This is a genomic window from Goodfellowiella coeruleoviolacea, from assembly GCF_024171785.1.
Classification (GTDB): Bacteria; Actinomycetota; Actinomycetes; order Mycobacteriales; family Pseudonocardiaceae; genus Goodfellowiella; species Goodfellowiella coeruleoviolacea.
In genome coordinates, this window is sequence record NZ_JAMTCK010000018.1 from 202,384 (window position 1) to 215,578 (window position 13,195).

The following is a 13,195-nucleotide window of genomic DNA, read 5'->3' on the forward strand; positions in this document are numbered from 1 at the left end:
TGCGGTGCTCACGGGAAGATCCACTGGGTCTGGCCGGTGGTGGGACCGCGGCGGATGGCCACGCTCCTGGTCAGTGGCTGGTTGGCGGCCACCGCCGCCGCGATCAGCAGCACGCTCAGCGCGATCCCCGCGGGCATGGCCAGCTGACCGAGGCCGACCGCGGTCCCGACCGCGCGGAACCACCCGGTCCCCAGCAGCACGTCCGTGCCCAGTGCCGGCACCAGCGCGGGAACGAGGAACAGCGTGCCGAGCCAGCCGCCGAACCGGTAGTAGCCGGAGCCGATCAGCCACCCGCTGGCGATGTGCGCGGTGAAGGTCAGCACCGCCTCCACCAGCACCAGGTGCACCTGGCCGCCGGAGGTGAACAGGTGCGGGCCGGTGAACCCCTCGGGCAGGCCGGCGGCCGTGTAGGCGAGGTGCTCGACGGCGAAGCCGAGGGTGAACGCCACCGCGAAGACCAGGCCGAGCAGCCCGGCGAACAGGGCGGCGCCGGTGAAGAACTCGCGCCGGGTGACGCCGTGGGCCACGTACACCGACAGGTTGAGCGGGGTGATCATGATGGCGAGGGCGAACGGGAAGTACTTGGCCGCCCCGAGCCCGGCGATCTCCCACAGGCTGCGGTCGAGCTGGCCGAAGGCGGCCTGGCCGACGCCGAGGGCGACGAAGATGACGACGACGATCGCCCAGAAGATCAGCAGCAGCCGCAGGTGGCCGGCCCACAGCAGGGCGGCGACCGTGCGGCCCCGGCCGTCGCTGGCCGGGCCGTCGCTAACTGGGCTGTCCTGGGTGGTGTGGTGGCTGGTCACCGCTGGGCCTCCGGCTGACGGGTGAGGTGGACGAACAGGTCCTGCACGGGCACCGCCCCCAACTCCAGGCCGGCGGCCCTGGCCGCGCGGCGCCGGGCGTCGTCGAACCGCTCGTACACGGTGACCGCCTTGGTGTTGCCCAGCCGCTGCTCGCCGAGCACGGTCAGGCCGGCGGTGAAGCGGTCCACGACCTCGGCCGGACCGGTGACCGACACCCCGCGGGCACGCAGCGTGTCGACCTCCTCGTGCAGCACCAGGCGTCCGTTGTCGAGGATGACGATCTCCTCGAACAGCGAGTTCACCTCCTCGATCAAGTGGGTGGACAGGATGATGGTGCGCGGGTTTTCCGCGTAGTCGCTCAGCAGTTCGTCGTAGAACGCGTAGCGGGACGGCGCGTCCATTCCCAGGTAGGATTCGTCGAAAATCGTCAGCGGTGCCCGGCAGGCCAGTCCGAGGGTGATTCCCAGCGCGGACTTCATGCCCCGGGACAGCGCGGAGACCTTCTTCTTCACCGGCAGCTTGAACGTGTCGACGAGGTGGTGCGCGTAGTCCTCGTCCCAGTGCGGCCGCAGCCGCGCGGCGAACCGCAGCGCCTGCCGGACGCTGGTCTGCTCGTAGGCGTCGACCTCGTCGCGGATGAAGCAGGTCCGGCGCATGATCCGGGTGTTCTCGAACGGGTCCTCGCCGTCGACGAGCACGGTGCCCGCGCTGGCCCGGCGCCGCGCCGCCAGCACCGACAACAGGCTGGTCTTGCCGGACCCGTTGCGACCGAGCAGGCCGTAGACCTTGCCGCCGGCCAACTCCAGGCTCAGGCCGTCGAGCGCGGTGGTCTCGCCGTAGCGCAGGGACAGGTCGCGGAGGTGGACCGACAGGCTCACGACCGCCCCCCGTCGGCGTCCTGGATGCGCCGGATGACGTCGGCGAGCGGGATGCCGATCATGCGCGCCTCGGCCACCATGGCGTCCACGACTTCCTCGAAGAAACGCTCGCGGCGCTGCTGGCGCAGCGTTTCCCTGGCGTTCTGACTGACAAACATTCCGATTCCCCGTTTTTTGTAGAGGATGCCTTCTTCCAGCAACTGCTGGAAACCCTTGGCCGCGGTGGCGGGATTGATCCGGTAGAACGACGAGTACTGGTTCGTCGACATGACTTTCTCGTCTTCCTGAAGAACGCCCGCCAGGATGTCCTCTTTGATCTTCTCGGCGATCTGCTGGTAGATCGGGCTCCGGTCGTCGAACACGAGAGCACCCCTGGTCTGTTGGTTCGTTACTCGACTAGTGAACCACAGGACCAGCGGAGTGTCGAGGAGCGGTGGACACCGGGTGGTGGTGGCGCCCTGGCCGAAGATGGGGCCCACCACTCGCCCGGCGGCTGTCCATCCGGCGCGGTCCCGTTCGTCGTACTGGTGACCGGCAACGACTGAGGAGGAACCTGATGAAGTACGTGCTGTTGATCTGTGGTGACGAGACGGCCGCGGCGCACGCGCAGGACGGGTGCGGCGGCTGGTCCGAGGAGATGGAGCAGCGCGGCGTGGTCCGGGGCGGCGCCGGGCTGCGGCCCCCGACCGAGGCCACCACCGTGCGGGTGCGCGGCGACGAGGTGCTGCTCACCGACGGCCCGTTCGCCGAGACCAGGGAGCAGATCGGCGGGTTCGTCCTGATCGACTGCGCCGACCTGGACGAGGCGATCGAGATCGCCGCCAAGCACCCGGCCGCGGGTTACGGCACGATCGAGATCCGGCCGCTGCTGACGCCGTGACCAGTGCCGTCGACGCCGCGCTGACCAGGGCGTTCCACGAGCAGTGGGGCCGGGTGGTGGCCAGCGTCATCCGGCTCACCGGCGACTGGGACCTGGCCGAGGACTGCGCCCAGGACGCCTTCGCCCTGGCCCTGCGCACCTGGCCCCGGGACGGCGTGCCCCGCCGGCCCGGGGCCTGGCTGACCACGACCGCCCGCAACCGCGCCGTGGACCGACTGCGCCGGGACGCGCTCGGTGCCGCCAAACTCCAGGAGGCCGCCGCCCTGTCCCCTGCCCCCGAACCGCCCACCGACGACGACGACGCTGTGCCGGACGACCGGCTGCGGTTGATGTTCACCTGCTGCCACCCGGCGCTGGCGGTGCCGGCCCAGGTCGCGCTCACCCTGCGCACCCTGGCCGGGCTGAGCACCGCCGAGATCGCCAGGGCGTTCCTGGTCAGCGAGCAGACCATGGCCAAGCGCCTGGTCCGGGCCAAGCAGAAGATCCGCCACGCCGGCATCCCCTTCCGGGTGCCACCACCGCACCTGCTGCCCGAGCGCACCTCGGCCGTGCTCGCCGTGCTGTACCTGCTGTTCACCGAGGGATACGCGGCCACGGCCGGCGCGGATTTGCTGCGCCCCGACCTGGCCGCCGAGGCGATCCGGCTGGCCGGGGTGCTGGTCCGGCTGATGCCCGACGAGCCCGAGGCGGTGGGGCTGCTCGCGCTGATGCGGCTGCAGCACGCGCGCCGGGCCGCCCGAGTGGACGCGGCCGGCGGCCTGGTGCCGCTGGAACTGCAGGACCGCAGCCGCTGGGACACCGCCGAGATCGCCGAGGGGGTGGCGCTGCTGGACGGCGTGCTGCGGCGCCGCCGACCCGGCCCCTACCAGGTGCAGGCCGCGATCGCCGCCTGCCACGCCACCGCGCGGCGGGCGGCGGACACCGACTGGCCGCAGATCGCCGCGCTGTACGGGCAACTGGCCCGGCTGACGCCGTCCCCGGTGGTCGAGCTGAACCGGGCGGTCGCCGTGGGCATGGCCGCCGGCCCGGCCGAGGGACTGGCACTGGTGGACGCGCTGGCCGCCACCGGCGCGCTGGCCGGCTACCACCTGCTGCCGGCGACCAGGGCCGACCTGCTCCGCCGCCTCGGCCGCCACGCCGAGGCGGCCGCCGCCTACCGGCAGGCACGCGACCTGGCCCCGACCGACGCCGAGCGGCACTACCTCGACCGCCGGCTCGCCGAACTGCCCACCGGTGACGACCCGGTGCCCCCGTAGACCCGTGGGCCCCGGCCGTCGGGGGCGGGTGCGGAAAAGCCTCGGGGCCGACCCCAAACGGTGGTCGGCCCCGAGGCAGTGGTGCGGGTGGGTGGTGCTCAGACGGTGAAACCGAGGGCGCGCAGCTGCTCGCGGCCGTCCTCGGTGATCCGCTCCGGGCCCCACGGCGGCATCCACACCCAGTTGATCCGGAAGTCGCGGACGAGGCCCCCACCCGGTCCACCGGTCAGCGCGGCCCTGGTCTGGTCCTCGATGACGTCGGTGAGCGGGCAGGCCGCCGAGGTCAGCGTCATGTCCAGCAGCGCGGTGTTGTCCGCGTCCACCCGGATGTCGTAGACCAGCCCGAGGTCCACCACGTTGATGCCGAGTTCCGGGTCGACGACATCGCGCAGCGCCTCCTCGACGTCGTCCACCGCGGCCACCTCCGCGCTCGGCGGCGGTGGCTCGGGCAGTCCCTCGACACCCCGCTGGACCTGCTCGTCCTGGGCCGCGGGGGTACCAGTGGTCTCACTCATCGGCTGCTCACCTCGCTGCTGTGCCCGCCGGCCGCGGCGGGCGTCTCGGCGCTGTCGGCCACGCGCGCCACGGCGTCCTTGAACGCCATCCAACCAAGCAGCGCGCACTTGACGCGGGCCGGGTACTGGGCGACCCCGGCGAACGCGATCCCGTCCTCCAGCACGTCCTCGTCCGGCTCGACGTGGCCGCGGCCCTGCATCAGCTCGACGAAGGCGTCCATGGTCTGGAACGCCTCGGCCACGGTGCGGCCCACCACCAGGTCGGTCAGCACCGAGGTGGCCGCCTGGCTGATCGAGCAGCCCTGTCCCTCGTAGGAGACGTCGGACACGGTCGCCGCACCGCCGTCGCCGGCCAGGTGCACCCGCAGCGTCACCTCGTCGCCGCAGGTGGGGTTCACGTGGTGGACCTCGGCCTGGTAGGGCTCACGCAGGCCACGCCGGTGCGGATTCTTGTAGTGGTCCAGGATGATCTCCTGGTACATCTGCTGCAGCTGCATGCCGGCTAACCCCCGGTCACCCCGAAGAAGCGCTGTGCCTCCCGCACCCCGGCGAGCAGCGCCGTCACGTCATCACGGTCGTTGTACAGGTAGAAGCTGGCCCGCACACTGGCCGGGATGCCCAGCCGGCGGTGCAGCGGCCACGCGCAGTGGTGCCCGACCCGCACCGCCACCCCCACGCTGTCCAGCACCTGGCCGGCGTCGTGCGGGTGGATGCCGTCCAGCACGAACGACACCGCGCCGCCCCGGTCGACCACCTCGCCGTGCTCGTCCAGGCCCGGCCCGACCAGGCTGACCCCGGGGATCTCGGCGAGACCGGCCAGGGCCGCCCTGGTCAGCTCGTGCTCGTGCGCGGCGATCCGGTCCATGCCCACCACGCTGAGATAGTCCACCGCCGCGCCGAGTCCCACCACCTGGGAGGTCATCGGCACGCCGGCCTCGAACCGCTGCGGCGGCGGGGCGAACGTGGAGCCCTCCATCCGCACCAGCTCGATCATGGACCCGCCGGTGATGAACGGCGGCATGGCGGCCAGCAGCTCCGCCCGGCCGTAGAGCACGCCCACCCCGGACGGGCCGAGCATCTTGTGCCCGCTGAACACCGCGAAGTCCACACCCAGCGCGCCGAAGTCGACCGGCTGGTGCGGCACGGACTGGCAGGCGTCCAGCACGGTGAGCGCGCCCACCTGCCGGGCCCTGGCCACGATCGGCTCGACCGGGTTGACCGTGCCGAGCACGTTGGACTGGTGGGTGAACGCCACCAGCTTGGTGCGCCCGGTGACCAGTTCGTCCAGCGTGGACAGATCCAGCCGGCCGTCGTCGGTGATGCCGAACCAGCGCAGCGTGGCGCCGGTCCGGCGGCACAGCTCCTGCCAGGGCACCAGGTTGGCGTGGTGCTCCATCTCGGTGACCACGATCTCGTCACCGGGCCCGACCGCGAACCGGGCGGCCTGCTCGCCGCTGGTCGCGGCGTTGCTCATGGCGTAGGCCACCAGGTTCACGCTCTCGGTGGCGTTCTTGGTGAACACCACCTCACCGGCGCCGACCCCGATGAACTCGGCGATGCGGGCGCGGGCCGCCTCGTAGGCGTCGGTGGCCTCCTCCGCTAACTGGTGCGCACCGCGGTGCACCGCCGCGTTGGAGGTCTCCAGAAAGCTGCGCTCGGCGTCCAACACCTGCCGCGGCCGCTGCGAGGTGGCCCCGGAGTCGAGGTAGACCAGCCGGTGTCCGTCGCGCACCGTCCGGGTCAGGATGGGAAAGTCCTTGCGGATGGCTTCGACGTCGAGCGGCGCGGCAGTGGTTGTCACTGGGCGAGCGCCCCCTCCCGCTTGCCGACGTAGCGCACGTAGCCCTCTTCCTCCAGCCGGTCGGCCAGCTCCGAACCGCCGGACTCGACGATCCGGCCGCCGGCGAACACGTGCACGAAGTCCGGGGTGATGTACTTCAGGATCCGGGTGTAGTGGGTGATCAGCATGACGCCGGACTCGCTGTTGGCCCGGAAGCGGTTCACGCCCTCGGACACCACGCGCAGCGCGTCCACGTCCAGACCGGAGTCGGTCTCGTCGAGGATGGCGAACTTCGGCTGGAGCAGCGCCAGCTGCAGGATCTCGTGGCGCTTCTTCTCACCGCCCGAGAAGCCCTCGTTCACGCTGCGCTCGGCGAAGGTCGGGTCGATGTCCAGCTCGGCCATGGCCTGCTTGACCTCCTTGACCCAGTGCCGCAGCTGCGGGGCCTCGCCCCGGACCGCGGTGGCGGCGGTGCGCAGGAAGTTGGACATCGAGACGCCGGGCACCTCGACCGGGTACTGCATGGCGAGGAACAGGCCGGCGCGGGCCCGCTCGTCCACGGACATGTCCAGCACGTCCTCGCCGTCCAGCAGCACCGAGCCGGAGGTCACCTCGTACTTGGGGTGGCCGGCGATGGCGTAGGACAGGGTCGACTTGCCCGAGCCGTTCGGGCCCATGATGGCGTGGGTCTCGCCGGACTTGATGGTCAGGTCGACGCCCTTGAGGATCTCCTTGGGCTCCTCGTCGGTGACGACCGAAACGTGCAGGTCCTTGATTTCGAGGGTGGACATCGTCCTTGTTTCTCCTGGTGTCGGGCTGGTTCTAGCCCTGGTTCTTCGGGCTGCTGAGGTCGACGTAGACGTCGTCACCGGCGACGTGCACCGGGTAGACGTTCACCGGTTCGGTGGCTGGCAGCGACGAGGGCGCTCCGGTGCGCAGGTCGAAGCACGAGCCGTGCAGCCAGCACTCGATGCCGCCCCGGCTCACCTCGCCCTCGCTGAGCGCCACCTCCGCGTGCGTGCACACGTCGTGCAACGCGTGCACCTGCTCGCCGTCGCGGACCAGCACCACGGGCGTGTCGTCGATCTCGAACCCGGCTGGCTTGCCCTGGTCGAGTTCGGTCAACGAGCACACCCGCTGCCACTGCCCCGGCTCGGTCAGCAGGTCACGCGCCTGGCTCATCCGCCGACCGCCTCAAGCTCCGCCTCGATGGCCTCCTCCAGGCGCTTGCGGACCTCGGGCACCGAGATCTTCATCAGCACCTCGTGGAAGAAGCCCCGGACCACCAGCCGCCGGGCCTGCTCCTCGGGAATGCCCCTGGCCTGCAGGTAGAACAGCTGCTCGTCGTCGAACCGGCCGGTGGCGCTGGCGTGGCCGGCGCCGGCGATCTCGCCGGTCTCGATCTCCAGGTTGGGCACGGAGTCGGCCCGCGCCCCGTCGGTGAGCACCAGGTTGCGGTTCAGCTCGAAGGTCTCGGTGCCCTCGGCCGCCGCCCGGATCAGCACGTCGCCGATCCACACGGTGCGCGCGCCCTCGCCCTGCAGCGCGCCCTTGTAGACGACGTTGCTGCGGCAGTTGGGCACGGCGTGGTCGACGAAGGTGCGGTGCTCCAGGTGCTGGCCGGCGTCGGCGAAGTACAGGCCGAGCAGTTCGGCGTCGCCGCCCTTGTCGGCGTAGTTCACCGTCGGGCTGATCCGCACCGTGCCACCGCCGAGGGTGACCACGGTGTGCCGCAGCACGGCGTCCTTGCCCAGCCGGGCGTGGTGCGCGGACACGTGCACCGCGTCGTCGGCCCAGTCGTGCACGGCCACCACGGTCAGCTTGGCACCGTCGGCCACCACGAACTCGATGTTGTCGGCGTAGCTGCCCGAGCCGCGGTGGTCGATCACCACGACCGCCTCGGCGAACCGCTCCAGGCGCACCTGCAGGTGCCCGTAGGCGACGTTGCCCGCACCGGGGCCGGTCACCGTGATGGTGGTGGGCGCGGCCACCACCTCCTTGGGCACGGTCACCACGGTGGCCTTGGCAAAGGACTCCCAGGCCAGCCGGGACACGTACTCGGTGGGCCGACCGGCCTCACCCAGCCGCTCGTCGTCCCGGTTGGCGGTGTCGACCAGCACGGTCACCGGCGCGTCCACGGTCACGACCGCCTCGCCGGTGGCCGCCTGCCCGGGGATCAGCCCGGTCAGCCGCTTGAGCGGGGTGAACCGCCAGTTCTCCTCGCGCCCGGTGGGCACGCTGGTGGCGTCCTCGCGGTCGGCCCTGGTCGACAGCGGCACACCAGCGCCGTGCGAGTGGGGGGTGAGGCCGAACTGCTCGTTGTCGGTGGTGGTCATCTTCTCGGCAGAAACCGTCATCTCAGCCGACGGCCCCTTCCATCTGTAGCTCGATCAGGCGGTTGAGTTCCAGGGCGTACTCCATGGGCAGCTCGCGCGCGATGGGCTCGACGAACCCGCGCACGACCATGGCCATGGCCTCGTCCTCGGTCAGGCCGCGGGACATCAGGTAGAACAGCTGGTCCTCGCTGACCTTGGACACGGTGGCCTCGTGGCCCATGGCCACGTCGTCCTCACGGATGTCCACGTAGGGGTAGGTGTCCGAGCGGCTGATGGTGTCCACCAGCAGCGCGTCGCACTTGACCGTCGACTTGGCGTGGTGCGCCCGCTTGTGCACCCGGACCAGGCCGCGGTAGGAGGTGCGGCCACCGCCGCGGGCCACCGACTTGGACACGATCGTCGAGGACGTGTGCGGGGCCAGGTGCTCCATCTTGGCGCCGGCGTCCTGGTGCTGGCCCTCACCGGCGAAGGCGATGGACAGCACCTCGCCCTTGGCGTGCTCGCCCATGAGGAACACCGACGGGTACTTCATCGTGACCTTGGAGCCGATGTTGCCGTCGATCCACTCCATGGTCGCGCCCTCTTCGGCCTTGGCGCGCTTGGTGACCAGGTTGTAGACGTTGTTCGACCAGTTCTGGATGGTCGTGTACCGGCAGCGGGCGCCCTTCTTGACGATGATCTCCACGACGGCCGAGTGCAGCGAGTCCGACTTGTAGATCGGCGCGGTGCAGCCCTCGACGTAGTGCACGTAGGCGCCCTCGTCGACGATGATCAGCGTGCGCTCGAACTGGCCCATGTTCTCGGTGTTGATCCGGAAGTAGGCCTGCAGCGGGATGTCCACGTGGACGCCCTTGGGCACGTAGATGAACGACCCACCGGACCACACCGCGGTGTTCAGCGCGGAGAACTTGTTGTCACCGGCCGGGATGACCGAGCCGAAGTACTCCTGGAACAGCTCGGGGTGCTCCTTGAGGCCGGTGTCGGTGTCCAGGAAGATGACGCCCTGGGCCTCCAGCTCCTCCTGGATCTTGTGGTACACGACCTCGGACTCGTACTGGGCCGCGACACCCGCGACCAGCCGCTGCTTCTCCGCGTCCGGGATGCCCAGCTTGTCGTAGGTGTTCTTGATGTCCTCGGGCAGGTCCTCCCAGCTGGTCGCCTGCTTCTCGGTGGACCGGACGAAGTACTTGATCGTGTCGAAGTCGATGCCCGACAGATCAGCACCCCAGTTCGGCATGGGCTTGCGGTCGAACAGCTTCAGCGCCTTCAGGCGCGCCTGGAGCATCCACTCCGGCTCGCCCTTCTTCGCCGAGATGTCCCGGACGACCTCCTCGTTCAGGCCTCGCCGCGCGCTCGCGCCGGCGACGTCCGCGTCGGCCCAGCCGTACTCGTAACGGCCGAGCGAGGCCAGGGCCTCCTCCTGGCTGAGTGGTTCCTGCCCAAGAGAGTTCGGCGGTGTGGTGGTGCGCTGCTCGGCAGCGGCAGTCATGCGGGCTCCCCTCCGTCCGGGATCCGTGTTGTCACGTCCTCGACCGACCGGGCGGGCTGCGCCTCGGCCGGATGTGGACGCGCTGTCTGGCCCGACGCGCCGCCTGGTCGCTGCGGCGGGGTCGCCGGGTTGCTGGTGGGTGGTGCCGGCGGTGTTCCGCCGGGTTGTTCGGTCGGCCCCGCCACGGGCTCGTCGACCCTGGTCACCGCGGGCACGTGCGTGGTGCACGCCGCGTCACCCCTGGCGATCGTGGCCAACCGCTGCACGTGGGTGCCGAGCACCTTGGCGAAGGCCGCCGTCTCGGTCTCGCAGAACTGCGGGAACTCGGCCGCCACGTGCGCGACCGGGCAGTGGTGCTGGCACAGCTGCTCCCCCGCCCCGACGTGGCGCGTCGAGGCAGCGTAGCCCTCGCGGCTCAGCACCTCGGCCAGCGCCTTGGCGCGCTCGGCCGGGCTGTTCGCGGCCATGATCGCGGCCCGGTGCCGGTCAACCAGGGAGATCACCCGGCGCTGGGCGAAGGCGCGCACCGCGTCCTCCCCACCGTGCTCGGCGAGGAAGCGCAGGGCGGCCACGGCCAGGTCGTCGTAGGCGTGCCCGAACCGGGACCGGCCGGCCTCGGTCAGCAGGAACAGCTTGGCTGGTCGCCCCCGACCGCGCCGCCCCCGCTTGGGCGCGTCCCTGGTGCTGGCCTGGCCGTCGGCCACGAGCGCGTCGAGGTGGCGACGCACCGCGGGCGGGCTCAGTCCGAGCACCTCGGCGACCTCGGCCGCCGCGACCGGACCGCGCTCCAGCAACAGCCGGGCCACGGCGTGCCGGGTACGCCCGTCGTTGGACTGCGGCACCGCCCCGGGGCCGAACGGGCCCTGGGTGGCGTCCGCGGTCTGCGGAGCGGAAGTGCCGGCGTTTTTCACAACACAAGTGTTACCTATTTAGTCGAGGCACCGCAAAAGTCGCCCGGGCGTGGGTGAGCCGGCTCACTGTCGCCTTGCCCGAACGGCCAACCCCGCTGACCCGGCCGGCCTCATTGTTCAACGATCGAGCCGACTGGCGATCACCCACTCCCGGTGTGTTGGGAGTCACCCCGTCGGTGTGGTCGTTCCGCTCCTCGCGTGGTTCGACAAACCCGGTCGGTTTCCGGTCGCTACCCTTCGTCACGTGGTGGCGGGCGGAGTCAAGGGTCAGGCCGCTGGCGGTGCGCGCCAGCACGACGGCAGCGGCAATCCCCAGGACGGACACGCCAGAGACGACTGGCCGGACCAGCCGGCCCCGCTCGACGCGGCCGAACGCCGGCTGCTGGACCTGATCCGCCGGTTCGGCACGGTGGGCGCGCTGTTGCTGGCCGCCGGCTCGCTGGGCACGGGCGCGGCGCCGGTGTTCAACCCGGTGCCCGGGGTGCCCGTGCTCGGCCTGTTCACCCGGATGCCCGCGGTCTCCCTGGCCATCGCCTGGACCGGCATCTTCATGGTCGTGCTGGCCTGGATCTGGCTGGGCCGGCTGGTGCGGCCGGGTCGGCCCAGGCTGCTCTCCCGCACCCAGCTGGACCGCACCCTGGTGATGTGGGCGGCGCCGCTGATCTTCGCCATGCCCATGTTCAGCCGGGACGTCTACAGCTACCTGGCGCAGAGCGAGATCGCGGCCAGGGGCATCGACCCCTACGTGGTCGGCCCCGCCCCGGCGCTGGGCGTGGACCACCCGCTGACCAGGGGCGTGCCCAACATCTGGCGGGAGACCCCGGCGCCCTACGGCCCGCTGTTCCTGGCGGTGGGCAGGGTGATCAGCTGGATCGTGGGCAACCACGTGATGACCGGCGTGCTGGTGCACCGACTGCTCGCGCTGGTCGGCGTGGCCATGATCGTGTGGGCGTTGCCCAGGCTGGCCCGCCGGTTCGGGGTGCAGCCGGTGAGCGCCCTGTGGCTGGGCGCGGCCAACCCGCTGGTGCTGTTCCACATGGTGGTCGGCGTGCACAACGAGGCCCTGGCCATCGGCCTGATGCTGGTCGGCGTGGAGGTCGCGCTGCGCGGCCTGCCCCGGTTGGTGCCTGGCGAACCGGTGCCGCCCCGCCAGCCCGGGGAGTTCGCCTGGGTAGCGCTCGGCGCGACCCTGATCACCCTCGGTGCCATGGTGAAGATCCCGGCCGCGCTGGCGCTGGGCTTTCTCGGTGTGCTGATCGCCCGCCGCTGGGGTGGCCGCCTGGTCGACCTGCTGCGGGTGGCCCTGCTGTTGGCCGTGGTGTTCGTCGGGGTCACCGCGCTGGTGTCGGCCGGCACCGGGCTGGGCATCGGCTGGATCGGCACGCTCGACGTCGCCAAGACGGTCAAGAGCTGGATGTCGCCGGTGACCGCGCTCGGCTTCCTCGGCGGCGGGCTGGGCATCCTGCTCGGCCTGGGCAACCACACCGAGTCCACCATCGCGTTGTTCCGACTGATCGGCCAGGGCGTGTCCGTGCTGATCTGCGCCACGCTGCTGTGGCAGAGCTTCCGGGGCCGGATCAAGGCGCTGAACGGACTGGGTGCCGGGCTGGCCGCGGTGCTGGTCCTCGGTCCGGTGCTGCAGCCCTGGTACGTGCTGTGGGCGGCGCTGCCGCTGGCCACCGCCATGGTCGGGCCCCGGTTCCGGGTGCTGACCGTGGCGGGCAGCGCGCTGATCGCGGTGGTCCTGCCGCCCACCGGGGCCACCTTCGACGGCCGCACCTACGTGCTGTCCCAGTCGGTGGTGGCTGGGCTGATCGTGGTGGGCCTGTGCCTGCTGGCACTGCACCGCCGCCTGCGGCCGATGTGGCGCCGCGACGGTGCCCGCCCCACTACCGCCGACCACCCCGCCGCATCAGGCGAGCCCATTGCATCGGACCAGCCCCCTGCGCCGGATCAGCCCGCCACCGCCAAGGCGGCCGACTGAGCGCGCGGCCGGCCCGCCGCCCGCCAGGGCGGCCGACTGGTCCAGACGAAACCGGACACCGGACGCGGCCACCGGACCCGGCCACCCGACCCGGCCACCGGACCCGGCCACCGGACCCGGCCACCGGATCCGAGCAGCGGACCCGAGCAGCGGGACAGCAACCGTGGACCCAATGGGCAGGCGCGTGAACCCCGGGTTTTGGGGGCAGTCGGCTTGCGGGAAATGACTGGAATTGTGGTCCGGTTGGCTGCTGTTCCGACCGCATCCCAGACTTGCCGGCCTTGGCCGCCGGTTCCGTAGTCGCGCACCCTTCTGCCGTCATTTCGCAGAGATTTACTTAGAAGGGTGGTGGGGAATCGT

The 13,195-nt window shown here is 71.2% G+C and carries 14 protein-coding genes; 3 read left to right on the forward strand and 11 right to left on the reverse strand.

The window, feature by feature from the left end; translation table 11 throughout:
* Positions 1 to 8: 8 nt before the first annotated feature.
* From LX83_RS32275 to LX83_RS32285, 3 genes are read right to left on the reverse strand one after another with little or no spacing between them, the layout of a single operon-like run.
* Entirely contained in the window at positions 9 to 806 is a 798-nt protein-coding gene (locus LX83_RS32275; protein WP_253778279.1) for a hypothetical protein, read from the reverse strand.
* Complete coding sequence (locus LX83_RS32280; protein ID WP_253778281.1) at positions 803 to 1,684, reverse strand: ABC transporter ATP-binding protein; 882 nt, start codon at positions 1,682 to 1,684, stop codon at positions 803 to 805. The genes LX83_RS32275 and LX83_RS32280 overlap by 4 nt, the downstream gene beginning before the upstream one ends.
* Entirely contained in the window at positions 1,681 to 2,046 is a 366-nt protein-coding gene (locus tag LX83_RS32285; protein ID WP_253778282.1) for a GntR family transcriptional regulator, read from the reverse strand. Before LX83_RS32285 ends, LX83_RS32280 begins: the two co-directional genes overlap by 4 nt.
* 194 nt (positions 2,047 to 2,240) lie before the next feature.
* On the opposite strand from LX83_RS32285, the gene LX83_RS32290 reads away from it, so the two are divergent.
* Together LX83_RS32290 and LX83_RS32295 are read left to right on the forward strand one after the other, a co-directional pair.
* Entirely contained in the window at positions 2,241 to 2,564 is a 324-nt protein-coding gene (locus tag LX83_RS32290) for a YciI family protein (protein WP_253778284.1), read from the forward strand.
* A complete protein-coding gene (locus LX83_RS32295) occupies positions 2,561 to 3,820 on the forward strand; it encodes an RNA polymerase sigma factor (RefSeq protein ID WP_253778286.1) in 1,260 nt (419 codons plus the stop codon). The genes LX83_RS32290 and LX83_RS32295 overlap by 4 nt, the downstream gene beginning before the upstream one ends.
* 98 nt (positions 3,821 to 3,918) lie before the next feature.
* Here LX83_RS32295 and LX83_RS32300 read toward each other — a convergent pair whose 3' ends face one another.
* From LX83_RS32300 to LX83_RS32335, 8 genes are read right to left on the reverse strand one after another with little or no spacing between them, the layout of a single operon-like run.
* Positions 3,919 to 4,335: a metal-sulfur cluster assembly factor gene (locus LX83_RS32300; RefSeq protein WP_253778289.1), complete on the reverse strand. Its 417-nt coding sequence runs from the start codon at positions 4,333 to 4,335 to the stop codon at positions 3,919 to 3,921.
* Entirely contained in the window at positions 4,332 to 4,832 is a 501-nt protein-coding gene (gene sufU, locus LX83_RS32305; protein ID WP_253778291.1) for a Fe-S cluster assembly sulfur transfer protein SufU, read from the reverse strand. Before sufU ends, LX83_RS32300 begins: the two co-directional genes overlap by 4 nt.
* Before the next feature lie 5 nt (positions 4,833 to 4,837).
* A complete protein-coding gene (locus tag LX83_RS32310; RefSeq protein WP_253778293.1) occupies positions 4,838 to 6,136 on the reverse strand; it encodes a cysteine desulfurase in 1,299 nt (432 codons plus the stop codon).
* Positions 6,133 to 6,906, reverse strand: a complete 774-nt coding sequence (sufC, locus tag LX83_RS32315; protein ID WP_253778295.1) for a Fe-S cluster assembly ATPase SufC — start codon at positions 6,904 to 6,906, stop codon at positions 6,133 to 6,135. The genes LX83_RS32310 and sufC overlap by 4 nt, the downstream gene beginning before the upstream one ends.
* Before the next feature lie 31 nt (positions 6,907 to 6,937).
* Positions 6,938 to 7,297, reverse strand: a complete 360-nt coding sequence (locus tag LX83_RS32320; RefSeq protein WP_253778298.1) for a non-heme iron oxygenase ferredoxin subunit — start codon at positions 7,295 to 7,297, stop codon at positions 6,938 to 6,940.
* Positions 7,294 to 8,451, reverse strand: coding sequence for a Fe-S cluster assembly protein SufD (sufD, locus tag LX83_RS32325; protein WP_253778338.1), 1,158 nt, complete (start codon positions 8,449 to 8,451; stop codon positions 7,294 to 7,296). Before sufD ends, LX83_RS32320 begins: the two co-directional genes overlap by 4 nt.
* A gap of 22 nt (positions 8,452 to 8,473) precedes the next feature.
* A complete protein-coding gene (gene sufB, locus LX83_RS32330) occupies positions 8,474 to 9,940 on the reverse strand; it encodes a Fe-S cluster assembly protein SufB (protein ID WP_253778300.1) in 1,467 nt (488 codons plus the stop codon).
* Positions 9,937 to 10,851: a helix-turn-helix transcriptional regulator gene (locus LX83_RS32335; protein ID WP_407649711.1), complete on the reverse strand. Its 915-nt coding sequence runs from the start codon at positions 10,849 to 10,851 to the stop codon at positions 9,937 to 9,939. Before LX83_RS32335 ends, sufB begins: the two co-directional genes overlap by 4 nt.
* Positions 10,852 to 11,095: 244 nt before the next feature.
* On the opposite strand from LX83_RS32335, the gene mptB reads away from it, so the two are divergent.
* Positions 11,096 to 12,835 (forward strand): polyprenol phosphomannose-dependent alpha 1,6 mannosyltransferase MptB, encoded by a 1,740-nt coding sequence (mptB, locus tag LX83_RS32340; RefSeq protein ID WP_253778302.1) that lies wholly within the window; start codon positions 11,096 to 11,098, stop codon positions 12,833 to 12,835.
* Positions 12,836 to 13,195: the final 360 nt, after the last annotated feature.